Raw genomic sequence first — 23,982 nt, forward strand, 5'->3', positions numbered from 1 at the left:
TGACTGTGTTGCCAGCTTAGCAGTGTTCCGACGAACACAGCGGGCGCGCGGACGGGAATTCCGCGCGGCAGGATTTATGCAACAAGCATGGGGTGGATTCTCAGTCCTGGGCGATCAGCGCCACCGGAGCGGCGGTATCGAAGCGCACCTTGCCGCCCTTGACCACGGCGGTCTTGCCGGTGTACCAGTCGCGCACGGTGGCGCCGTCATGGAATACGCCGCCGACCTGGATCGTGGCCGGCTGGCCGCCCGGCAGGTCGAGCGCCACCACCACGCGGTCGCTCACCCCGTTCCGTTCCCAGGTGCGCTTGAAGGTGTAAGGGCTATGGCTGATCATCTGGTGCACGCCGGCGCCGACCGCCGGGTGGGCGGCGCGGAAGCGGCCCAGGCGCGCCCAGTGCGCGCGGATGTCGGCCACGCGGTGCATGCCGCGTTCGGCGTTCGTTTTCAGCTCGTCCCAGTTCATGAACGAACGCAGGGTAGCGTCGCCCTCGGCGCCTTCGACGCGCAGGATGCGCGCGGTCTCGTCGCCGTAGTAGATCTGGGCGGCGCCCGGCGCCAGCAGCAGCTTGTTGGCCGATTCGAACGGGCGCTCGCGCAGCGGATCGAAGGGGCTGCTGTCGTCGTGCGAGCTGATGTAGTTCAGGACCGAATAGCCCTTCATCTCGCCTTGCAGGATCTTCGAGTAATCCGAGAAGATTTTTTCATAGGGCTGCCTGGCGTCGCTGCGCAGGCTGAAGCTGATCATGCTGTCGAAGCCCTGGTCGAGGTAATCGACGAAGTCGCCGCCGCCCAGGTCGAACTTGCGCGCGTGCTTGATCTCGTAGTTGTAGACCTCGGACACCATCCAGAACCGGTCGTCGCCCAGGCGCTGCTTCGGATTGGCGCGCTTCCAGTCTTCGAAGGCGATGCTCGCTTCCTGCTTGAGTTCCTTCCACAGGCCAGGCTCGGTGTGCTTGACGGTGTCGGCGCGAAAGCCATCGATGCCGTACTTGCGGACCCAGTCGGCGTGCCATTTCATCAGGTAGTAGCGCGGCGCGCGCGGATAGCCGGTGCGCTTGAAGAAGTCGTCCAGTTCCTTGACTTCGCGCTCGTAGCGCCCTTCCTTCTTCCACTTCGCCGCCAGGTGCGGCGGCAGCTCGACGTTGGCATTACTGCCGGTGAGGAAGTCCGGCAGGTTCGCCACCAGCGTGCAATCCATCGTGGTGCGCGCGTCCTTGTAGGTGCACTGCGGGCCGGTGCGCACCCACGATGCCGGCCACACCGGATCCTGCTTCGTCACCGGGCCGGTATGGTTCATCACCACGTCGAACACGATGCGGATGCCCTTCGCGTGCGCCGTGTCGACCAGCTCCTTCAGTTCGGCCTCGGTGCCGAAGGCCGCATCCAGCGCGGTGAAGTCCTTCGCCCAGTAGCCATGGAAGCCATAGCTCTTGCCGGTGCCCTCGTCGGTCGAGCCGTGGATCTGCTCGACGACCGGCGTGAACCAGATCGCGTTCACGCCCAGGTCGGTGAAATACCCTTCCTTGATCTTCGCCGTGATGCCGGCGATGTCGCCGCCCATGAAGCCGCGCATCGTCGCCGCGTCGTCCTTGCGGCCATATGCCCTGTCGTTGGCCGGATTGCCGTTGTTGAAGCGGTCCGTCAGCAGGAAGTAGACGGTCGCGTTCTCCCAGACGAAGGGTTTTCCGGCTGGCGCTTTCATTTGCGCGTTGGCAGACGACATGGCGCCGAAGGCGAGCAATATGGAGGCGGCAAGGACGGGTAGTTTCATGCGGTTTCCTGTGTGGTGGGTTAGTTGATCAGATGATCAGGTGATGACGGTGGGCTCGTTGCGGCCGGTGCGTTGGCGCAGGCCCGACACGCTCTCGGCCACGGCGATCAAGCCCTGCAAGGCTTGCTGGGTGTCCAGGTCGTGGCGCGCCGGATCGGCTTCGTAGCGTTCGAGGTAGAGACGGACGGTGGCGCCTTCGGTGCCGGTGCCGGACAGGCGGAACACGATGCGCGAACCGTCGCTCATGATGATGCGGATGCCCTGCTGGCTTGCGACCGAGCCGTCGACCGGGTCGGCGTATTCGAAGTCGTCGGCCTGCGCCACGTGGTGGCCGCCCTGCGTCTGGCCCGCCAGCTCGGGCAGGCGCGCGCGCAGCGCGTCCATCATGGCGGCTGCCGCTTGCGCGTCGACCGCCTCGTAGTCGTGGCGCGAGTAATAGTTGCGGCCGAAGCGGGCCCAGTGTGCGCGCAGGATCTCCCCGACCGGCTGCTTGCGAACGGCCAGCAGGTTGAGCCAGAACAGCACCGCCCACAGGCCATCCTTCTCGCGGATGTGGACGGAGCCGGTGCCATAGCTCTCCTCGCCGCACAGGGTGGCGAGGTTGGCGTCCATCAGGTTGCCGAAGTACTTCCAGCCGGTGGGCGTCTCGAAGCAGGAGATGCCGAGCGCCTCGGCCACGCGGTCGGCCGCTTGCGAGGTGGGCATCGAGCGTGCGATGCCGGTGATGCCATCCGCGTAGCCCGGCGCCACGGTGGCGTTGGCGGCGATGATGGCCAGGCTGTCCGACGGGGTGACGGCGATGCCGCGGCCCACGATCATATTGCGGTCGCCGTCGCCGTCCGAGGCGGCGCCGAAATCGGGCGCATCCGGCGCCGCCATCGCCGCGATCAGGTCGGCCGCATTGACCGGGTTCGGGTCGGGATGGCCGCCGCCGAAATCTTCCAGCGGCTGGCCGTTGACCACGGTGCCGGCGGGCGCGCCGAGGAGGTCTTCCAGCACCGCCCTGGCGTAGGGGCCCGAGACCGCGTGCATGGCATCGAAGCGCATCCGGAAGCCGCTCGCGAACAGCGCGCGGATCGCGTCGAAGTCGAACAGGCGCGCCATCAGTTCGGCGTAATCCGCCACCGGATCGATCACCTCGATCGTCGTGTTCTCGATGCGGGTGCTGCCCAGCCGGTCGAGGTCCACGGCCGGCGCATCGCTGATGCGGTATTCGGTCAGCGACGTCGTATGCCCGTAGATGGCGTCGGTGATCTTTTCCGGCGCCGGGCCGCCGTTCTCGATGTTGTACTTGATGCCGAAGTCGCCCTCGGGACCGCCCGGATTATGGCTGGCCGACAGCACGATGCCGCCGTAGCAGGCATGCTTGCGGATCACGCAGCTCACGGCCGGCGTCGACAGGATGCCGCCGCGGCCCACCAGCACCTTCTCGACGCCATGCGCGGCGGCCATGCGCAGGATGGTCTGGATCGCCTCGCGATTGAAATAGCGGCCGTCACCGCCCACCACCAGGTGTCGGCACTTGCCCTCGCCCAGGGTCAGGAAGATGGATTCGACAAAGTTCTCGAGGTAGCCGGGCTGCTGGAACTCGGACACCTTCTTGCGCAGGCCCGAGGTGCCGGGACGCTGCCCGGTGAACGGGGTGGTCGCGACGGTCTGGATGGTCATGCTGTGCTCCTGTCTGGGTAAGTTTGCGCTCACATAAGCACCCGGGACCGGCTCGGCCTCGGGTGAATATGTTAGTAAAACATTACGATACGACAGCCGCAAAAATGACGGCGCGCGAGGGTTGGAAACAGCGTCCGATCAGGCTTTCGAGACCGGCGCCGCCTTGTCGGTGACGAACAGGGTCAGCCCCGCCGCGACCAGCATGCAGCCGCCGCCCAGCACCAGGGTCAGCACCGCATGGCCGCCGAACAGGTGCTTGGTGACGCTGCCCAGCAGCAGGCCGCTGACGATCTGCGGGATCACGACGAAGAAGTTGAACAGGCCCATGAAGTAACCCATGCGCTTGGCCGGCAAGGAACCCGCCAGGATCGCGTACGGCATGGTCAGGATCGAGGCCCAGGCGATGCCGATGCCGATCATCGGCAGCACCAGCATCTCTTTGTCGGTGATCAGGAACATGCTGGACAGCGACAGGCCGCCGATGACCAGGCAGGTGGCGTGCACGATCTTGCGCGAGGTCATGCGGGCGAACACCGGCAGGATGAAGGCGGCCAGCGCCGACACGCCGCTGTACACCGCGAACATGATGCCGACCCAGTTTCCGGCGTCCTGGTAGGCGCTTGATTGGGCATCGGTGGTGCCATAGACGTTGTCGGCGATCGCGGTGCCGGTATAGATCCACATCGCGAACAGCGCGATCCAGGTGAAGAACTGCACGAAGGCCAGCTGCACCATGGTGCGCGGCATCTTGCCGAAGCCGCCCAGGATCTCGACGAACATCGTGCCCAGGCCGCGCGAGGCCTTGCGCTCCTTATGGAAGGCTTCCATGTCGGGCGGCGGCAGTTCGTCGGCGAACAGCACGGTCCAGCTCACGGCCAGGAAGAACACCAGGCCGCCGGCGTAGAACGAGTAGCGCACGGTGTCCGGGATCGTGCCGCCGACGGCGGCGTTGGACACGCCCATGCTCTCGAAGAAGGTCGGCAGGAGCGAGGCGATAACGGCGCCGCAGCCGATGAAGAAGGTCTGCATCGCGTAGCCCGCGGTCTGCTGGGCCGGGTCGAGCTTGTCGCCCACGAAGGCGCGGAACGGTTCCATCGACACGTTGATGGCTGCGTCCATCATCCACAGCACGGCGACCGCCATCCACAGCGCGGTGGAATTCGGCATCAGGAACAGCGCGATCGCGGCCAGCACGGCGCCGATGAAGAAGAAGGGACGGCGACGACCCCATTTCGGGTGCCAGGTGTTGTCGCTCAGGTAGCCGATGATGGGCTGGACCAGGAGGCCCGTGACCGGCGCGGCCAGCCAGTACAGGGCCAGGTTGTCGGGATCGGCGCCAAGGGTGGCGAAGATGCGGCTGGTATTGGCGTTCTGCAGCGCGAAGCCGAACTGGATGCCGAAGAAACCGAAGCTCATATTCCACAGCTGCCAGAACGACAGACGTGGCTTCCCCACGGTCGATTGCATATCCATTGTGTGTCCCCAATCTGGCCCGGACGGTGCGGGCTCTCTCGTGTGATTGCACGGCCGCTCGCATTGAGCGTACCGTCAGTGCCTTGTGCAGGATGCGGTGCGAGGCCGGAAGGGACGAAAACAGACGACTACAGTCCGGCTAGCGTATCTGTAGCAAAATAACATGGTGATTTCTGGGTGTCAATCGTGGTGTTCTCTAGTGAGAACGTCATGCTGGGGAGCATAAAGACTTTGTTTTGTAGTCAAACAACAGCACTGACGAACCATGATTTCATCCACCACCCCACAAACCGTCGTTCCCGTGGAGGCGGGAACCCAAGCTTGCGTGCGCCGAGACCCTGTTTGAAGGTATCGGCCACGTTAAGGAATTGGGTTCCCGCCAAGGCGCCCGGCGAGGGCGGGAACGACGTGCTAAAGCAGGTGGCTGGACGATCAGCCCTGGCTAGGCCCCTTGCGGTGCGGCTTCTTGGCAGCTGGCTTTTCGCCAAGGCGACGCTCGACGCCCTTGGCGGCATATGGCTTCTTGGCCGGCGGCGTGGCCGGCGTTTCGCCGTCGCGCGTGATGGCCAGCTGCCGGCCCGCGACCCAGATCGTCTTCAGGTGCTCGACCAGCTCCTTCGGCATATCGTCCGGCAGGTCGAGGGTGCTGTAGTCGTCATAGATCTCGATACGGCCGATATGCTTGGACGGGATATTGGCTTCGTTGGCGATGGCGCCGACGATATTGCCCGGCTTGGCGCCATGGGCGAAGCCGACTTCGATACGGAAGGTGGCCATGCCCGGTTCAGGATCGCGCATCACGCGCTCTTTCTTGAATCCTGGCTCGCGTGCCGGACGCGCCGGGCGCTCTTCCCAGTCACCGCGCGGTGCACGCGGTGCGCGCTCCTGCACGCCGCCACCGAACTCGCGTTGCGATGGCACGAAATCGGGACGCGCTTCGCGATCGGGCTTTTGCAGCAGCAGCGGCTCGTCGCCGCGCGCGAGCTTGGCCAGCGCGGCCGCGATATCGATCGCCGGCACGTTGTCGTCGCGCTCGATGTCTTCGATCAGCGAACGGAACACTTCGAGGCCGCCTTCGGCCAGGGCCGTGCGGATCTGGTCCTTGAAGCGGGTAATGCGCACTTCATTGACCACCTTGATGGTCGGCAGCTCGAGCGGCGCCACCGGCTGGCGGGTGGCGCGCTCGATCGCTTTCAGCAGGCCGCGCTCGCGCGGGGTGATGAACAGGATCGCGTCGCCGCTGCGCCCTGCCCGGCCGGTGCGGCCAATGCGGTGGGTGTAGCTCTCGGGATCGGACGGCACGTCATAGTTGATCACGTGGCTGATGCGCTCGACGTCGAGGCCGCGCGCGGCGACGTCGGTCGCCACCAGGATGTCGATCTTGCCGTTCTTGAGCTGCTCGATGGTGCGCTCGCGCTGTTGCTGGGCCATGTCGCCATTGATGGCGGTGGCCGCGAAGCCGCGCGCCTGCAATTTGGTCGCCAGTTCTTCGGTACCGAGCTTGGTGCGGGCGAAGATGATCATGCCGTCGAACGGCTCGGCTTCGAGGATGCGGGTCAGCGCGTCGAGCTTGTGCATGCCGGCCACCAGCCAGTAGCGCTGCTTGATATTGTCGGCAGTGCCGGTCTTGGCGGCCACGGTGACTTCTTGCGGATCGCGCAGATAGGTCTTGGCGATGCGCTTGATCGCCGGCGGCATGGTCGCCGAGAACAGCGTGGTCTGGCGGCCCTCCGGGGTTTGCTGCAGGATCTGCTCGACGTCGTCGATGAAGCCCATGCGCAGCATTTCGTCGGCCTCGTCCAGCACCAGGGTGGTCAGCTGCGACAGGTCGAGCGAGCCTTTCTCGATGTGGTCGATGACGCGGCCCGGGGTGCCGACCACCACGTGCACGCCGCGGCGCAGGCTCGACAGTTGCGGGCCATAGCTCTGGCCACCGTAGATCGGCAGCACGTGGAAGCCCTTGATATGGGCGGCATAGCTCTGGAAGGCTTCGGCGACCTGGATCGCCAGTTCACGCGTCGGCGCCAGCACCAGCGCTTGCGGCGCGGTTTTCTTGACGTCGATATTCGACAGGATCGGCAGCGCGAAGGCCGCGGTCTTGCCGGTCCCGGTCTGGGCCTGCCCCAACACGTCGCGCCCTTCCAGCAGCAAAGGAATGGTGGCGGCCTGGATCGGCGACGGCGTTTCGTAGCCGACGTCTTTCAATGCTTTCAGGACAGGCGCCGAAAGATTGAGGTCGGAAAACGATGGAATTGGGGTGTCAGACATAAAGGAGTTGCTCTTAAATAAGTAGAAACGAAAGCGATAGTTTACACCGTCGCCCCGCGCAAGGCGCTAAATAGGACGATGCGTGGACTAAACAGGCGTGGATTATGAGGCCAAAACCACAGAATCCGAAAAAAACAAAAAGCCCTTGCAGGCTAAACCTGCAAGGGCTGGCAGACGCCGCGCTGGGCGGCGTGCCGATCAACCAGTGTGTTGCTTACAGCTTGTAGTTCAGGCCGAGCAGCATCTGGCGGCCGTACTTGCTGTAGCCGCGCGGACGATCTTCGGTGCCGGCGTAGCTGCGGAAGGCGGTGTCGGTCAGGTTATTCACCTGGAACAGCACCGACAGGCCCTCGACCTGCTTGAAGTCATAACCCAGTTGCAGGTCGACCACTTTATCAGCTTTCACGTAAGTGAGCTCGGTGGCGCCGCCAATGCCGCCGATCTCACCCACGAAGTCGCTGCGATAACGCTGGCTGACGCGGGCCGAGAAGCCGTCTTTCTCATAGTAGGCGGTGACGTTGAACACGCGCTTGGACAGGCCTGGCAGCGGGATTGCGAGGCTGCCGAAGCGCTGGTCGACGATCGAGATTTCGCTGCTGGTGAACGAGGCGTTGGCGGTGATGCCGAAGCCGTCCAGCATCGGGTGGATCATGTCCAGCGGGGTCGAGGCCGCGAACTCCAGGCCCTTCAGGGTGCCGCCTTCGCCGTTCATCGGCTGGGTCATGGTGCCGATATTGGTCAGGGCGCCCTGCAGGTTGAACTCCGAGAAGTCACGCGGCACGGTCACGCTGTAGATGTACGAGGACAGGTCCTTGTAGAAGCCGGCGGCCGAGATATAGCCCTTGTTGCCGAAGTATTTTTCGTACGACAGGTCGACCTGCTTGGCGCGCCATGGATCGAGCTGGGCGTTGCCGCCGTTGCCCCATGGGGTGCCGGTGGTCTGCGCGGTCAGGCCCACTTCCAGGGCGGCGTTCAGCTGGTTCAGCTTGGCGCGCGCCAGGGTCTTGCCGGCGCCGAAGCGGATGAATTGCTGGTCAGGCAGGGCCCATGCCAGGTTCACGCTCGGCAGGTAGTCGGTGTACTTCTTGCCGTCGGTCAGCGGCACCAGGTCGGCGAACGGCCAGGCGCGCAGCGTGTTCGCGGTCGAGCTCTGGTCGGTTTCGATGACTTGCATGCCGATATTGCCGCGCAGCGGCATCGACATCAGTTCGGTGTCGATGTTCAGCTTGGCGTAGCCGGTCTTGACCTTTTCTTCGATCGTCCAGTTCTTGGTCGCGCCCCACGGCACCAGCACCGTCGGGGTGAACGGGCCGAAGTTGTTCGCCAGCACGGCGTCGATGTCCCAGCTCAGCGAGTTCTGCAGCGCGTAGAGACCTTGCGAGCCATTGAGCACGCCCGGCGCGAAGGTGCCGTCGCCGATCTTCGAGAAGCCGGTTTCCAGGTGTTCTTTTTCTTTCTCGCGCTTGGAGTGGTTGTAGCCGACTTCCAGGCTGCTGAACGGACCGTCCGAGAACTTGCGCTCCAGGCTGACGCGGAACGACGTCATCTTGTCGGTCATGTTCGGGGCATTCACATAGCCTTCGCCGAACTGGCCGCCGATGGCGATCTGCGACGGATCGTCATACGCGCCCGACAGCGACAGCTGCGGAATGGTGCCGCCGTTATAGCTGTAGTCCAGGGTCTGGCGCGCGGCGCGGCCGGCGTTGATCTCGACCAGCTCTTCCTTGTGGTCAGCCTTGGAACGGCTGATGTCGACGATACCGACCCAGTCGCCCGAGCTGTAGCGGTTGTTCCAGCCGAAGGCGGTCAGCTTGTCGTCGCGCGTCATGCGGTTGTTGCGCACGACCGGATTGACGTTGTTGGCAGTGCCGGCGATCGCGGTGCCGTTGACCACGGTTGCGTTCGAGAAGCGCACTTCGCCGTCGTCCTTCAGCGGCATTTCGATGCCGCGGCGGATTTCTTCCTGGTCGAAGCGCGAGTGATAGACGTCGAAGGTCGAGCTGAAGTTGCGGTTCGGGCGCCATTCCAGCACACCCATCAGGCCGTCGCGCACCTGGTCGCCGGTGGTGGCCATCGACTTCATGCCCTTCGGCACTTTAACGGTCGAGCCTGGCACGACATTGGTGTCGTCCACCCAGTCCCAGGTCTCGAACTGCTGGTGCACGTTCGGCTTGTCCTGGCGCGCATAACCGATCGCCACGCCCAACGTGCGGTTGGCGAACTGGTCGATGTACGACGCGCTGATGCGGCTGCCGGTGTCCGGCGAACCGGCGCTGATCGAGCCTTTCGAATTCTTTTCGCCGCGCACATTGACGGTGATGACGCGCTCGCGCAGCGACAGCGGCTTGATGGTCTGCAGGTCGACCGTGCCCGACAGGCCCTGGCCGACGACGGCAGCGTCGCCGGTCTTGTACACGGTGACGGCGCTGATCAGTTCCGATGGGTACTGGTCGTATTCGACGCTACGGTCCGAGCTGGTGGTGACCTGCTCGCGGCCGTTCAGGAGCGCCGTCGACAGGTCGCCCGAGGTGCCGCGGATGCTGATCTGCTGGGCCTGGCCATTGACGCGCTGGGCCGACAGGCCCGGCAGGCGGGCCAGCGATTCGGCGATCGACACGTCCGGCAGCTTGCCGATGTCTTCCGAGGAAATCGCTTCGACGATGCCGGTCGATTCGCGCTTGACAGCGATCGCATCTTCGATCGCGCGGCGGATGCCGGTCACGGTCACGGTGGTGACAGGCGCGTCCGGGTTCAGGTTGGCGGCTTCGCTGGTAGCGGCGGTTTGCGCATGGGCGCTGCCGGCCAGGACCGTGACAAGGATGGCGCAGCCGGCGGCAACCGGGCTCAGCTGGAATGCGGCACGCTTGGTGGCGATATTTTTCATGTGTCCCCTCAGATAGAACGATGTAGTCCCGAAATCACCTGCTTGAGCAGACCGGGATCGGCTTTTTGCGACAAAATCAACGTTGGGCGGAATTTTGTATTAAAACTAGATGCACTGTCAACGGGAGTTATTTAGAGCAAGGATTGCGGGTTGGATTTGGCTAATACATTGTAATTTAAAGGATTTTCCGTTGTTTAAGAGCGACAAGGCAATATAGTGGCTCTGTAGTCGGGCTACAAATGCCCTCAAAACCGGCAGATGTTTATTGCCTCGCACCATCTTGGTGCGCTTCCTGTAGTAAATCATTCAGATCGATGAGGCTGCAGCTCGAAGACTGAAAATTTGCTACATAGATAAGTTCCAAATGATGATGCAGCCTTACAACAGACGTAAAAAAGGCCGCCCGTGGGCGGCCGCGCGGTGGAGCTGGCGACAAGGCTAGGCTTTTTTGGCGGCGCAATGCTTCGCGATGTATTCGTCATGCGATGGCATCACGTCCACGCACTTGCGGATCACGTCGCGCACGCTGCCCATGTAGTCGGCAATGTCGGCCTCGGACTGGGTATCGGCCAGCGGGTGGTAACCGTCGATCGGCATGTTCTGCCCTTCGAACACCTGCAGCCAGCCGACCTCCGAGAACAGCTCGTTATCGACCCGCACGACCTTGCCGCGCGAACGATACAAGTCCATCTTCTGGCGCAGCGTCGCCGGAATCGCCATATTGGCGCATTCGGTCCAGTAGGCCGAGTCGGTGCGCTGGTTCAGGTGGTAGTGCAGGATGATGAAGTCGCGCACGCGCTCGTACTCGAAGCGCGACTGGCGGTTGAATTCGTCGCGGTCGACGTCGCTGAAACGGCGGTCAGGGAACAGCTCGACCAGGCGCGCGATGCTCGACTGGATCAGGTGGATGCTGGTCGACTCGAGCGGCTCCAGGAAACCGCTCGACAGGCCGATCGCCACCACGTTGCGGTTCCAGGCCTCTTTGCGCATCCCGGTCTGGAACTTGATCAGGCGCGGCTCGGCCAGCGCGCGGCCGTCGAGGTTGGCCAGCAGCGTGGCCGCCGCCTCGTCGTCGCTGATGAAACGGCTGCAGTAGACGTGGCCGTTGCCGGTGCGGTGCTGCAGCGGGATGCGCCACTGCCAGCCCGACTTGTGCGCGGTGGCGCGGGTGAACGGCGTAATGGCCGGCACCGACTCGCAGGGCACGGCCAGCGCGCGGTCGGCCGGCAGCCAACCGGTCCAGTCCTCGTAGCCGGTCTCGAGCGCCTGCTCGATCAGCAAGCCGCGGAAACCCGAGCAATCGATGAACAACTCGCCTTCGATGCGCTGGCCGCTTTCGAGTTCGACCGCATCGATGAAGCCGTCCGGCTCGCGCCGGGTGGCGCGCGCGATCTTGCCTTCGATGCGTGTGACGCCACGGCCCTCGCACAGCTTTCTCAGGTATTTCGCGTACAGGCTGGCATCGAAGTGATAGGCATAGGCGATGTCGCCCAGCGGCGAATTCGGTACATCGGTGCGCGCCGGCATGAACTTGCCGGCCTTGGCCGCCATGCGCGTGATCGAGTATTCCTCGAGCGGCGCGGCCTTACCCAGCGTGCGCATCTTGTGCCAGTATTGCTCGAACGGCACGGTGGCCAGGTCTTGCCCCATGCGCCCGAAGCCGTGCATATAGCGCTCGCCCAGTTTGCCCCAGTTGACGAACTCGATGCCCAGCTTGAAGCTGCCCATCGTCTCGCGCATGAATTCGTTCTCGTCGATGCCGACCACGCGGTTGAAGCGCTGGATCATCGGGATGGTCGCCTCGCCGACGCCGACGATGCCGATCTCGTCCGACTCCACCAGCCGGATGTTGTAGCGGCCGCCCAGCATGCTGCTCAACGCCGCCGCCGTCATCCAGCCGGCGGTGCCGCCGCCGACGATCACGATGTCCTTGATTGCCTGGTTTTCCATATGTTTAGTCCTGCTGTCTCGTCCAAGAAAAAACAACCCCCGGAGCCGGGCGGCCGCGAGGGTTGCATTGTAGTCCTGCTCGTGATCAGAACTTGTAGTTGGCGCCGAACTGGTAGGTGCGGCCGTACTCCACGCGACGGGTGATCGAATCGCTGTTGTCGGTGTACTCCTGATACGGTGCGTTGTTCCAGTTGTTCGCCTGGGCGAACACCGACATGCCCTTGGCGAAGCCCTTCTGGATCTCGTACGAGATCTGGAAGTCGACGATGGTCTCGCCCTTCACGAAGGTGTACTGCAGCGTGTCCGAGAAGTCGGGCGACTGGCCCAGGAAGTCCGAACGCTTGCGCGCCGCAGCGGCGATCTGGAAGCCGTTCTTCTCGTAGTACAGGCGCAGGTTGCTGACCTTGCGCGACAGGCCCGGCAGCGGGATGGTGGTCGCCGCCGTCTGCACATTGCCGAAGCCTAAAGCCGGCAGGTCGATCTTCGACGTCGTGTTCGAGTGGTTGGCCAGGATGCCAAAGCCGTCCAGCCATGGATGCACCATCTCGAGCGGCACGTTGATCGCCAGCTCGTAGCCGCGGATGGTGCCGCCGTCGCCGTTTTCAGGACGGTTCAGCACGCCGATGGTCGAACCGGCGTTGGCGCCCGAGGTCGGCAGCGGCGTGGTCTCGGTGACCCACGGCGCGAAGTCGTATTCCGACGGCGTACGCAGGATGAAGGTGTCGAGCTTCTTGTAGAAGCCGGCCGCGCTGATATAGCCCTTCTTGCCGAAGTATTTCTCGTACGACAGGTCGAACGACTTGGCCTTGAACGGCTCGAGCATCGGGTTGCCGCCGCCGCCGCTGAGGAAGGGGTTGGTCACGCCGGTGTTGACGCCAAAGCCGATACCGCCGCGTAGGTCGTCCAGGGTCGGACGCGACAGCACTTGCGCCATGCCCATGCGCAGCACCTGGTCGTTCTTGAGGTCGAACGACAGGTTCAGGCTCGGCAGCACATCCCAGTAATCGTGCTCGCCGGTCGTACGCACCACCGGGCAGGTGTCGGCGGTCTCGCCGGTGCAGTTGCCGCTGTTGAAGCCGCCGCCCATCTGCTTGGTGTGCACGAACTGGGTGCCGACGTTGCCGCGGTATTCCAGGCCGAACAGCTCGCCGTTCAGGTCGCCCATGACGTAGGCGGTCTGCACGGTTTCCTTGACGTCCCACATCTTGGTAAGGATGTCGGCATTGACCTTCGGCGCCAGCTCATAGACCGAGCCGAGCGAGCCGAGCGGATTCCAGGTGGAGATCGGGATGCCGCTGGTGCCGGCCGTGTTCGGCGTGGCGCCCGGCATCGCGACGGCGCCAAAGCGGTCGCCGCCGATGATCATCAGGCGGCCTTCGTCGCCGGTACGGGCTTTTTCGCGGTCGGTGAAGTTGTAGCCGAACTGGAGCGCCGACACCGGGCCCCATTCGACGTTGCGCTTGGCATTCAGACGGATCGCCTTGAGCGTGTCTTCGATATACGGCTGCGCCAGGTAACCGGCCTGGGCCAGCGGATTGTCGGCCGTGCCCGACCAGCCGTTGACGTCGGTCAGCTGGGCGACGTTGGGGTCGGCGTAGTTCAGGCCGGTGCGCCAGGCGATGTCGGTGAAGTTGCCGCCGTTGAAGCCGGTCCACGAGATCGTGTCCAGGTTGGCCGCATTGCCCGGCAGGCCGGCGCTGGTTTCATAGCGCGAGCTCAGCTTGGTGGCCTTGGACCAGGTGATGTCGGCGCTGGTATTCCACTCGCCCAGTTTCAGCTCGTTCTTCCAGCCGACGGTTTTCAGGTCGTCGTCCGCCGACTCGATGTGGTTGCGAACCACGCCCTTGTAGTTGGTCAGGGTGCCGCTGGTGGCGATGCCGTTCTGCACCGTCACGTTTTCCAGCACGCCGGCCGGATCGTACAGGCCGGAGGTGTTGGCGCCGACGGCGCCTTCGATGCCGCTGCGCTTGTAGCCGGTTTCGCCGGCCGAATAGAACAGGTCGATCGTCGAACGGAAGTTGCGGTTCGGGCGCCATTGCAGCGAGGCGAAGGCGCCGTCGCGGTTGTGATAGCCGGTTTCGGTGTCGGCGGTGAAGCCCATCGGCAGGATCACGTCGCGGCCCTGGTAAGGCAGGACCGAGGTCTGGCCGCCCCAGGCGTCGAACTTGCGCTGCTCGCCGCCGGTTTCGTCGTACGAGGTCAGGCCGACCGCCACGCCGATCGTGCGATTGGCGAACTGGTCGATGTACGACAGCGAGAAGCGGTCGCCATCGCCTTCTTCGGCCGTGCGCACGCCCAGGCGGCTCTTCTTGTAGTTGACGGCGATGACGCGCTTGCCGAAGTCGAGCGGCTGCACGGTCTTGAGGTCGATGGTCGCGGCCAGGCCCTGGCCGATCACGCTCGCGTCCGGGGTCTTGTAGATTACCACGCCGCCCATCAGCTCGGACGGGAACAGGTCGAATTCAGGATTGCGGGCGTTACCGGTCGAGGCCATTTCGCGGCCGTTGAGCAGGGTGCCGTTGAAGCTCGGCGACAGGCCGCGCACCGAGATTTCGGACGCGCGTCCCGAACCGCGGCTGCGCTGGGCGGTCACGCCCGGCAGGCGTGCGATCGATTCGGCCACCGAGGAATCGGGCAGCTTGCCGATGTCTTCGGCCGAAATCGCTTCGACGATGGAATTGGAATTGCGCTTGACCGAGATCGCCGCCTCGATGCCCTGGCGGATGCCGGTCACGGTGACGGTCGAGACGTTAGGGACTGGCGTCGGAGTAGCGATGACTTCGCTGGTGGCGGCCGCGGTCGGGGTGTTCGGTGCGACGGCGGTCTGCTCTGCGCTGCCGGACGCCTGCGCGAAGGCCTGGCCAGCCAGCGCCGACAGCAGGACGGCGCAGCCCGCGGCGAACGGGTTCAACGGGAATGCGGTACGCGCCGACTTGCCGGCGCGCCTGGTGGCGGTAGCTTTCATGTGTCTCCTCGGTGAAAGGCGGGTTCCCGCGGCGCGGCCGTGCCGCTGCCGGGGTCATTGCCTCGACAATTTTTATCAGCCCCAACCGAACGTCTGTACTAAAACTAGATGTTGCAGTCGAATAACTGTGTGTATCGACAATAATGGCAGGTTTCGTAAAAAACAGTATGGCGCTCGTTGTACCTGGGCTACAGAAATAGCCGTGTTCGGCTGCGCGGAAGGAGATTTCGCACTGTTTCTAAAGGAAATCTTAAGATTCGGCAGAAGCGCGCCCGTGTAGTTCCACTAGAGACGGCAGGGGGTGTATTGATTGTTAGCGACCATTTTCTATAGTACTCTTTCGCCAACACAACAACACTTAGCGCCCGATCCGCACTCATTCTGCATGGGTTTGTAGTCTTACTACCTGAACAGCTGATAGCGGTAAAGGCGCTCAATAATCATGAGACAACTCTTCGCCAGCATCGTGCTGGGCGGCGCTACGCTCGCCGCGCACGCCCAAACCCCCGACATCGCCCGCATGGAGCCGCCTTTCTGGTGGGCCGGCATGCAGCACGCCCAGGTGCAATTGATGGTGTATGGCGACAAGATCGCCGACCTGGACCCGTCGCTGGCGTATCCGGGCGTGCGCATCGCCTCGGTGACCCGCACCCCGAACCGCAACTACCTGTTCATCGACCTGGCGCTCGACCCGAAGGTCAAGCCCGGCAGCTTCGACATCGCCTTCAAGGGCGCCAACCGCACGGCCAACTACACCTATCGCCTGCTGGAGCGCGAGGCCGGCTCCGCCGAACGCCAGGGTTTCAGCAGCAAGGACGCGATCTACCAGATCATGCCGGACCGTTTCGCCAACGGCGACCCGTCCAACGACAGCGTCGAGGGCATGCCCGATAAGCTCGACCGCAAGGGCGGCCTGGGCCGCCACGGCGGCGACATCAAGGGCATCATCGACCGCCTCGACTACGTCGCCGGCATGGGCTTCACCCAGCTGTGGCCGACGCCGCTGATCGAAAATAATATGCCGGGCTACTCCTACCACGGCTATGCGGCGACCGACCTGTACAAGATCGACCCGCGCTACGGCAGCAACGAGGATTTCAGGCGCCTGTCGCAGGAAGCGAAAAAACACGGCATCGGCATCATCCAGGACGTGGTGCTGTCGCACATCGGCAGCCACCACTGGTGGATGAAGGATTTGCCGACGCCGGACTGGATCAACTACAGCGACAAGTTCGTGCCGACCCACCACTACCACACGGCGGTGCAGGATCCATACGGCTCGAAGGAAGACGCCGACAACTTCACGCGTGGCTGGTTCGTCAAGAGCATGCCCGACATGAACCAGTCCAATCAGCTGGTATCGAACTACCTCATCCAGAACAATATCTGGTGGATCGAATACGCGGGTTTGTCAGGGCTGCGCATCGACACCTTCGGCTATTCGGACAAGGCCTTCCTGGGCGAGTACACGAAGCGCCTGATGGCGGAATACCCGAACCTGAACCTGGTCGGCGAAGAGTGGTCAACCAAGGTGCCGGTGGTCGCCTACTGGCAGCGCGGCAAGCAGAACTTCGACGGCTATCAGGCATACACGCCGAGCCTGATGGACTTCCCGGTGGCCGAGGCGATGCGCCGCGCACTGGCCGATAAAAAAGGCGGCAACGTCTTCACCGACGTCTACGAGACGCTGTCGCTGGATTACCTGTATCCGGAGCCGGGCAACCTGGTGCTGTTCGCCGACAACCACGACATGTCGCGCATCTACAGCGAAGTGGGCGAAGACTTCGACAAGTACCGCATGGCCATGATCTTCATGATGACGGCGCCGCGCATCCCGCAGTTCTACACGGGCGACGAGATCCTGATGACCAGCGCCGTCGGCGAGCGCAACGACGCCACCTACCGCACCCCGTTCCCGGGCGGCTGGGCCGGCGACAAGGTCGATGCGTTCAAGGGCACTGGCCTGAGCAAGAAAGAGCGCACTGCGCAGGACTTCGTGCGCAAGCTGGCCAACTGGCGCAAGGGCCAGCCGGTCATCCACAACGGCAAGATGATGCATTACGGCCCGCAGGACAACACCTGGGTCTACTTCCGCTACAACGATGACAAGAAGGTGCTGGTCGCCTTCAACAACAACAGCAAGGAGATGTCGCTGGACGTCGTGCGCTTCCGCGAGATGCTCTCCGGCGTGGCCAGCGGCACCGACGCCCTGACCGGCAAGACCTACGACTTGCGCGAGAAGTTGACGCTTCCAGCCCGCGCCGCCGTCGTCCTCGAACTGGCGGCGCCGCAATGAAGCGCCATGCCATCGCCCTGGCCGCCCTGCTCTCCTGTGGCGGCGTGCTTGCCCAGAACGTCGACGGCCTGTACGTGCGCGGCGCCTTCAATGGCTGGGGCACCGCCAGTCCGCTGGCGGCCAAGGGCGATGGCATCTACCAGGCCGACGTCGAGGTCATGCCCGGCAACCACGCGTTCAAGCTGGGCACGGGCGACTGGAGCGCCGAGTGGGTGATCGATCCCGATAGAAGCACCAGCGTCAGGCCCGACACCGACTACCGCCTGGAGCGGCAGTCCGGTCCCGAGACCTTCCTGTTCGTGCGCCAGCCGGGCACCTACCGCTTCACGATCGACGCGCGCGACCGCGCAAAACCCGTGCTGAAAGTGGCGCGCATCGCCGACACCCAGCGTGGCGCCGGCCCCGATCCGCATGCCGGCCACGCGGCCCAGGCAACCCAGCAATGGCCGACCTGGGACGGCAAGGTGGAAACCGTGCGCTACTCGACGCCGGATGCGGACGCGCCGCTGCGCCGCTACGTCCAGTCGAGCACCATGCTGCTGCGCGATCCCGGTCCGCAGCACGTCGAGTATGCCGAAGAAGACGGCCTGCCGCGCGTACGCAGCGGCAACCTGGCCTTCGACGCCCTGTTCGCCATGGCGGGGCGCGAGATGCGCCAGAATTCGGTCAGCCAGATCAACGACGGCAACTACAACGGCGGCAACGCAATCGACTGCGCGTGCTTTGCCACCGGCGAGAAATGGGCTTACGTCTGGACCCGCGACCTGTCGTATGCGGCCGACCTGGGCCTGGCCCTGCTCGACCCGCAGCGGGTGCGCAATTCACTGGACTTCAAGCTCTCGGGCTGGCGTCCGGACATCACGGCCGCGCCGCAGATCCCGGGCACGCCGGACGGCCTGCAGATCGTGCAGGATACCGGCAGCGGCGGCAGCTGGCCGGTCAGCACCGACCGGCTGACATGGGCCCTGGCGGCCGAGGAAACGCTGCGCACCCTGCCCGCTTCCGAACGCGCCGCGTTCGCGGCGCGCGCCCTGAAGGCGCTGTCGAACACGATCGAGATCGATCGCGTGGCGGCCTTCGATCCGGTGTCTGGCCTGTACACGGGCGAGGAGTCCTTCCTCGACTGGCGCGACCAGACCTATGCCGCCTGGATCCCGGGCGACCTGGCCTCGATGGCCAGCTCCAAGGCGCTGTCGACCAACGTCGTGTATTACCAGGCGCTGAACCTGGCGGCCAGGCTGGCGCGCGAGCACAAGGATAACGACAAGGCGCAGCGCTACGCGCGCTGGGCCGCGGAACTGAAACGGGCAATCAACGCGCGCCTGTGGCTTGCAGATGAAGGCATGTACAGCAGCCTCACCGCCGGTCACCTGGACGACGCGCCGCTGCACAAATTCGACTGGCTGGGCCAGGCGCTGACCATCGTCAGCGGCGTGGCCGATGAGCGCCAGGCGCGCTCGATCCTGGCGCGCTATCCGCACGGTCCGCTGGGCGCCCCGATGATCTGGCCGCAGCAGATTGGCGCGCCGGTGTATCACAACCGCTCGAGCTGGCCTTTCGTGACCGCCTATGGCCTACGGGCGGCGGCACTGGGCCAGAACGCGGCGGTGGCCGATGTGGCCTACGCTTCGTTGATGCGCGGGGCGGCGGTGAACCTGTCGAATATGGAAAACCTCGAGTGGCTGTCCGGCCAGCCGCTGCTGCTCGATGAGAACAATCCAGGACTGAGCGGTCCGGTGATCAACTCGCGCCGCCAGCTATGGTCGGTCGGCGGCTATCTCGGCATGGTGGTCAAGAATGTGTTCGGCGTGGAGACGCTGGACGACGGCATCGCGTTGAAGCCGTTCGTGACGGCCAAGCTGCGCCGCGAAACCTTTGGCGCCACGAACGAGATCTCGCTGCACGACCTGCGCCTGCACGACAAGCGCATCGACGTGCGCCTGCAACTGCCTGCCGCGAGCGAGAAAGATGGCTATTACGCCGTCCTGCGCATCGTCCTGAATGGCAAGCCGGTTACCGGCACCATCCGCCTGGACGCGCTGGCCGACAGCAACCGCATCGAGATCGTGCTCGGCCAGCTGGTGGCCGGCCAGCAGGACATCCGCCGCGTCAACGCCAATCCCTATGACGAAGCGAGCGCCGTCTTCGGCCCGCGCGAGCCCACCATCGACAGCCTGGCGCGCACAGCCTCGGGCCCCGTCACCCTGCAGATCGGCGCCAACGGCAATGCCGCCGACGTGCGCTACCGCGTCTACCGCGACGGCAAGCTGGTGGCCGACAAGCTGCCGGCCGGGGCCTGGGTCGATCGCAAGGCCGGCGCCACGTCCTGCTACGCGGTCGAGGCGCTGTACACCGACAGCGGCAACGTCAGCCATCACAGCCAGCCGCGCTGCGTCGATGCGGGCATCGAGATTCCCGTGACCGATGCACGCGTCGCCTCGAACCTGAAGACGACGGCGGCCGACGTGCGTTTCACCCAACCGCACCTGAAGGACTGGGGCAAGCCGGATGACCGCTTCGCCGTCGAAGGCGTCCGCATCGAGCGTGCGGGCGATTACCGCATTCAGGTGCGTTATCACAACGGCGCCAACCAGGTGAACCTGGGCATCAGCGGCGGCGTGAAATGGCTGGCGCTGAAGGATGGCAGTGGCAAGATCGTGGCCCAGGGCGTGATCCAGCTGCCGCATGCGCCGCTGCTGCAGAAGGACACGCCGAGCGTGTATTCGACGCCGCTGGCGGCGCGCGTCAGGGCGGGCAGCTACCGTCTCGAGATGACGGACTTCTACAATATGAGTTATCTCGACAGTAACCGCAGCTTCACCGGCGCCGGCGGCGCGGAGCCGTCGAACCGGTTCGATATTTATGGGGTGCGGTTGTTGCGGGTGAAGTAAAGCAGGCTTCGCTAGCCGAGCTGTCCGCTTCGCCACCGTCGTCCCCGCGAAGGCGGGGACCCAAGTTTTCAGCAGACCACTGTCGATTGACGAAGTGGCCCGCTTGCGAGCTTGGGTCCCCGCCTTCGCGGGGACGACGTTCTGGCTGCAACGATGGACATGAATGCCGCGTGGGTGCGCCAGCTTCAGGCAGTCTCGAACGTTCCGCCCGCACTCTCCACGGGCCTCGGCTCACCGCGTCCGCTCGAAGACACCAGCAGCTTGAGCCGCCCTTCAAGCACCCTGAATTCGAACGGCGTCGCCATCTTGCTCACCTCGCCGTCGGCCGCCACCTTCAGGCGCTTGCGGCCATAGAACGACGGCGTGCGCACCGTCATGCTCTTGAACGCGAAGGCGATGACGTCGTCGCCCGCGCCGAGCTTGCCGAAAGCGCCGCGGATCAAGAGGCCCAGCAGCCCGAGCTTGCCCATCGGCTTGGGCGCCAGCGCCACCAGCTGGCCTTCTTCCACCGCCTCGGTCAGGCCTTCCATCCCGACCTGCTCCATCTGCAAGCGATTATTACCCACGAACAAAGTCGTGGTGTGTAAACGCTTTTCCTTGCCGTCGAGTTCGAGCGTGATGCGCAGGTGACGGTGGGGTCGCAGCGCCATCTTGATCGCCGACAGGAAGGCCACGACGCGGCTGCGGCCATATTCGCGCTTGTCGTTCTCACGCTCCTCGAGCAGCGCCGGATACAAACCCACGCTGGCATTGACCAGGAAGATTTTATTGTTGAGCATGCCGATCTGCACCGGCCTTACCTCGGCGTTCAACATCGCATACACCGCCTCGGCCAGGTCTTCCGGGATGCCGTGTGTGCGTCCAAAATAATTGAAGGTGCCTTGCGGCAGCACGCCGAACAGGCAGCCGGCCAGCACCGCCTGGTGCGCCACCGTGTTGATGGTGCCGTCGCCGCCGGCCGCGACCAGCACGCCGCCGTTAGCGAGGGCCTTGGCGGCCATTTCACGGGCGATGTGTTCCAGTCTCTCTGGATCTTCGACCACTTCCAGGTGGCAGACCCGGCCCGACTTGTCCATGACCTCGCGGATCGTCGAGATGCGCTCTTCGGTCTCGGAATGCCCGGAACCGGCATTCAAGACAATGTAGAAATGGGCGTCTGGCAGCAACTCGTTGGATGGCATCGGTGTCGTTTCGGTAAGCAGGCGTTGGCGATGCGCCATCGTACCACCGTCAATACCCGCACAAGGTGCGCTACTCAACCATCCAGATCGGCCAGGTAGACGTCCACCTCGGGCTGGCCGGGAGCCAGGCTGGCGCGGCGTTCCAGGCGCAGTCCCAGGCGCTGCAGGAGCGCGATCGAGGCCGCATTGGCGGGCGCGACGATCGCCGCCAGACGCCGGATGCCCAGCCGCGCCGCAAGGCGCACCACCGCCTGCCCCGCCTCGAAGGCGTAGCCGCTTCCGCGGTACTCGGGCAGGAAGGCATAACCGATGTCGACGTGTTCCAGGGTGTCGCGCTTGACCAGGCCGGACAGGCCGATCGGCGCGCCGTCCGCCAGCCGCTCGACCAGGTACAGCGAATGGCCGTATTTTTCCTGCATCGCGATCGGTCCCTCGAGCAGACCGCGGCGCGCGGCGTCGACGGTGCGCAGCTTGCGGTCGCCGATATGCTCGATGAAGGCGGGGTCGTTGGCCAGCGCCAGGTAGAACGGGGCGTCGTCCTCGGTGACGAGGCGCAGGCGCAGGCGGTCGGTGGTGAGGATCTCGGTCATGACCGGGATCATATCGTGCTTATGTGCTCGCGACTACTCGTCCGCGGTCGGCCAGTGGTCGGGATCTTGCAGCAGCTGGTACATCACATAGGCGTCGACATAGCCCAGCCGCTTGTGGCGGAAGGCCTTGGGCAGGGTGCCGACGATGGAAAAGCCCAGTTTCTTCCACAGCCCGATGGCGGCGGCATTGGTGCTGACCACGTGGTTGAACTGCATCGCCAGGAAACCCAGGCTGCGCGCCTCGTTCAGGCTGTGTTCCCCCATCCGGCGGCCGATGCCCGCGCCTTGCGCCGACGGGCTGACCATATACGAGGCGTTGGCCACGTGGTGGCCGCGTCCGACCTGGTTCGGCACCAGCCGGTACATGCCCAGCACGCGCCCCGCCGCACTCACGGCGACGAAGCTGTTCACGCCCTGGCCCAGCCAGTAATGATGGCCGGCCTCGCGCGAGGTGGCGGTGGTGAAGACATAGCTTTCACCGGCCACCACGTGGGCGCAAAAAATGGTCCAGATCGCCTCGAAGTCGGCTTCGACGGCGGGACGGATTTCAATATCTATCACAACGGTCAGTATGCAAATGCCAGAACCCGGCGGTCAGTTATTTTGCCTGAAAACTCACAAATAATCACGGAGCGTCCTGGTTCGCGGGCTTGTTGCCGTGGGGCATCCGGAAGTCGACGCCATCGGGCCGCCCGTCGAGGTACAGGCGGCTGGCGGCGGCCGGGGCCTCGGCCACCACCCGGCCGCGCCGCAGCACGAGCCGGCGCGCCGCGCGCAGGCGGATCGCCTCGACAGGCGAGCCGGCAGCCAGGATCACCAGGTCGGCGTGGCAGCCGGGCGCCAGGCCATAGCCTTCGAGCCCGAGGATGCGCGCCGGTGTCGCGGTGATCGCGTCGAAGCAGGCCTCTATCGCCTCCAGCCCCGTCATCTGCGCCACGTGCAGGCCCATGTGCGCCACTTCGAGCATGTCGCCCGAGCCCATGCCGTACCAGGGATCGAGCACGCAGTCGTGGCCGAAGGCGACGTCGACGCCGGCCGCCATCAGCTCGGGCACGCGGGTCATGCCGCGCCGCTTCGGATAGGTATCGTGGCGGCCCTGCAGGGTGATGTTGATCAGCGGGTTCGCGATCGCCGCCACGCCGCTTTCCGCGATCAGCGGCAATAGCTTGCTCACATAATAATTGTCCATCGAGTGCATCGAGGTCAGGTGCGAGCCGGCCACCCTGCCCTGCAGACCCAGGCGCAGGGTCTCGTGCGCCAGCGTCTCGATATGGCGCGACAGCGGATCGTCGCTCTCGTCGCAGTGCATGTCCACGCGCAAGCCGCGTTCGGCCGCGAACTCGCACAGCAGGCGCACCGACTCGGCGCCCTGCGCCATGGTGCGCTCGAAATGGGGGATGCCGCCGACCACGTCCACGCCCATGCCGATCGCGCGTTTCAGGTTGTCGAAGGCGGTCGGGCTGCGCAGCAGGCCGTCCTGCGGAAAAGCCACCAGTTGCAGGTCAAGATACGGCGCCACCCGGCGCTTGACGTCGAGCAGGGCTTCCACCGCCAGCAAGCGGTCGTCGCAGACGTCAACATGGCTGCGAATCGCCAGCAGGCCGCGCGCCACCGCCCAGTCGCAATAGCGCAGCGCGCGCTCGACCAGGGCGTCCTGGGTCAGCGTCGGTTTCAGCTCGCCCCACAGCGCAATACCTTCGAGCAAGGTGCCGCTGCTGTTCACGCGCGGCAAGCCATAGCTCAGCACCGCATCCATGTGGAAATGGGCGTCGACGAAAGGTGGACTGACCAGGTCGCCAGCGGCATCGATCTCGCGCGCGCCCCGCGCTGCCAACCGCGGCTCGAGGGCGGCGATGCGGCCGTCGGCGATGCCGATATCGATGTCTTGGCGGCCGTCGGGCAGCGTCGCATTGCGAATCACGAGGTCCATATCAACTCCATCCTTGATTGGTCATTGTAGCAATTCAGGAACACGGTCCTTGAGCTAAATCAAACAATGCTGCGATGCAATATTACCCTTAATTAATAAGCCACCTTTGTGC

13 protein-coding genes are annotated in these 23,982 nt (G+C 64.4%); 2 read left to right on the forward strand and 11 right to left on the reverse strand.

Annotation, left to right across the window (positions count from 1 at the left end; genetic code table 11):
* Nucleotides 1-100: 100 nt before the first annotated feature.
* The 7 genes from AC3A6F_RS10260 to AC3A6F_RS10290 all read right to left on the reverse strand — a co-directional run bounded on the left by AC3A6F_RS10260 (nt 101) and on the right by AC3A6F_RS10290 (nt 14,982).
* Complete coding sequence (locus tag AC3A6F_RS10260; protein WP_487680318.1) at nt 101-1,774, reverse strand: alpha-amylase family glycosyl hydrolase; 1,674 nt, start codon at nt 1,772-1,774, stop codon at nt 101-103.
* Nucleotides 1,775-1,810: 36 nt separating this feature from the next.
* Nucleotides 1,811-3,442, reverse strand: coding sequence for an alpha-D-glucose phosphate-specific phosphoglucomutase (locus AC3A6F_RS10265; protein ID WP_487680320.1), 1,632 nt, complete (start codon nt 3,440-3,442; stop codon nt 1,811-1,813).
* A 138-nt stretch (nt 3,443-3,580) separates the two neighbouring features.
* Entirely contained in the window at nt 3,581-4,915 is a 1,335-nt protein-coding gene (locus AC3A6F_RS10270) for an MFS transporter (protein ID WP_487680322.1), read from the reverse strand.
* 432 nt (nt 4,916-5,347) lie between these two features.
* Nucleotides 5,348-7,183 (reverse strand): DEAD/DEAH box helicase, encoded by a 1,836-nt coding sequence (locus AC3A6F_RS10275; RefSeq protein WP_487680324.1) that lies wholly within the window; start codon nt 7,181-7,183, stop codon nt 5,348-5,350.
* Between the two features lie 214 nt (nt 7,184-7,397).
* Nucleotides 7,398-10,067, reverse strand: coding sequence for a TonB-dependent receptor (locus AC3A6F_RS10280; RefSeq protein ID WP_487680326.1), 2,670 nt, complete (start codon nt 10,065-10,067; stop codon nt 7,398-7,400).
* 438 nt (nt 10,068-10,505) lie between these two features.
* Complete coding sequence (locus tag AC3A6F_RS10285) at nt 10,506-12,017, reverse strand: tryptophan halogenase family protein (RefSeq protein ID WP_487680328.1); 1,512 nt, start codon at nt 12,015-12,017, stop codon at nt 10,506-10,508.
* 85 nt (nt 12,018-12,102) lie between these two features.
* On the reverse strand, nt 12,103-14,982 hold the full coding sequence (locus AC3A6F_RS10290; protein ID WP_487680330.1) for a TonB-dependent receptor: 2,880 nt from the start codon (nt 14,980-14,982) through the stop codon (nt 12,103-12,105).
* A 442-nt stretch (nt 14,983-15,424) separates the two neighbouring features.
* On the opposite strand from AC3A6F_RS10290, the gene AC3A6F_RS10295 reads away from it, so the two are divergent.
* Both AC3A6F_RS10295 and AC3A6F_RS10300 read left to right on the forward strand, forming a co-directional pair.
* Nucleotides 15,425-17,278, forward strand: coding sequence for a glycoside hydrolase family 13 protein (locus tag AC3A6F_RS10295; protein WP_487680332.1), 1,854 nt, complete (start codon nt 15,425-15,427; stop codon nt 17,276-17,278).
* Nucleotides 17,275-20,169, forward strand: a complete 2,895-nt coding sequence (locus tag AC3A6F_RS10300; protein ID WP_487680334.1) for an alpha-L-rhamnosidase-related protein — start codon at nt 17,275-17,277, stop codon at nt 20,167-20,169. Before AC3A6F_RS10295 ends, AC3A6F_RS10300 begins: the two co-directional genes overlap by 4 nt.
* A gap of 185 nt (nt 20,170-20,354) precedes the next feature.
* Here the strand turns inward: AC3A6F_RS10300 and AC3A6F_RS10305 are convergent, their stop codons facing one another.
* From AC3A6F_RS10305 to AC3A6F_RS10320, 4 genes are all read right to left on the reverse strand, one after another.
* The gene (locus tag AC3A6F_RS10305; protein WP_487680336.1) at nt 20,355-21,350 is read right to left on the reverse strand and encodes a diacylglycerol/lipid kinase family protein; all 996 of its coding nucleotides are present in this window, start codon (nt 21,348-21,350) and stop codon (nt 20,355-20,357) included.
* Nucleotides 21,351-21,424: 74 nt separating this feature from the next.
* Nucleotides 21,425-21,940: a GNAT family N-acetyltransferase gene (locus AC3A6F_RS10310; protein WP_487680338.1), complete on the reverse strand. Its 516-nt coding sequence runs from the start codon at nt 21,938-21,940 to the stop codon at nt 21,425-21,427.
* A gap of 33 nt (nt 21,941-21,973) precedes the next feature.
* Nucleotides 21,974-22,501, reverse strand: coding sequence for an N-acetyltransferase family protein (locus AC3A6F_RS10315; RefSeq protein WP_487680340.1), 528 nt, complete (start codon nt 22,499-22,501; stop codon nt 21,974-21,976).
* Nucleotides 22,502-22,565: 64 nt separating this feature from the next.
* A complete protein-coding gene (locus tag AC3A6F_RS10320) occupies nt 22,566-23,870 on the reverse strand; it encodes an amidohydrolase family protein (RefSeq protein WP_487680342.1) in 1,305 nt (434 codons plus the stop codon).
* Nucleotides 23,871-23,982: the final 112 nt, after the last annotated feature.

The organism is Massilia sp. Soil_C_3 (assembly GCF_057657035.1).

What these genes read in the sequence shown, in the direction of transcription:
- AC3A6F_RS10320 (WP_487680342.1), bottom strand. Translation starts at nt 23,870, where the DNA reads ATGGACCTCGTGATTCGCAATGCGACGCTGCCCGACGGCCGCCAAGAC.
- AC3A6F_RS10265 (WP_487680320.1), bottom strand. Translation starts at nt 3,442, where the DNA reads ATGACCATCCAGACCGTCGCGACCACCCCGTTCACCGGGCAGCGTCCC.
- AC3A6F_RS10300 (WP_487680334.1), top strand. Translation starts at nt 17,275, where the DNA reads ATGAAGCGCCATGCCATCGCCCTGGCCGCCCTGCTCTCCTGTGGCGGC.
- AC3A6F_RS10295 (WP_487680332.1), top strand. Translation starts at nt 15,425, where the DNA reads ATGAGACAACTCTTCGCCAGCATCGTGCTGGGCGGCGCTACGCTCGCC.
- AC3A6F_RS10285 (WP_487680328.1), bottom strand. Translation starts at nt 12,017, where the DNA reads ATGGAAAACCAGGCAATCAAGGACATCGTGATCGTCGGCGGCGGCACC.
- AC3A6F_RS10275 (WP_487680324.1), bottom strand. Translation starts at nt 7,183, where the DNA reads ATGTCTGACACCCCAATTCCATCGTTTTCCGACCTCAATCTTTCGGCG.
- AC3A6F_RS10305 (WP_487680336.1), bottom strand. Translation starts at nt 21,350, where the DNA reads ATGCCATCCAACGAGTTGCTGCCAGACGCCCATTTCTACATTGTCTTG.
- AC3A6F_RS10270 (WP_487680322.1), bottom strand. Translation starts at nt 4,915, where the DNA reads ATGGATATGCAATCGACCGTGGGGAAGCCACGTCTGTCGTTCTGGCAG.
- AC3A6F_RS10310 (WP_487680338.1), bottom strand. Translation starts at nt 21,940, where the DNA reads ATGACCGAGATCCTCACCACCGACCGCCTGCGCCTGCGCCTCGTCACC.
- AC3A6F_RS10290 (WP_487680330.1), bottom strand. Translation starts at nt 14,982, where the DNA reads ATGAAAGCTACCGCCACCAGGCGCGCCGGCAAGTCGGCGCGTACCGCA.
- AC3A6F_RS10280 (WP_487680326.1), bottom strand. Translation starts at nt 10,067, where the DNA reads ATGAAAAATATCGCCACCAAGCGTGCCGCATTCCAGCTGAGCCCGGTT.
- AC3A6F_RS10260 (WP_487680318.1), bottom strand. Translation starts at nt 1,774, where the DNA reads ATGAAACTACCCGTCCTTGCCGCCTCCATATTGCTCGCCTTCGGCGCC.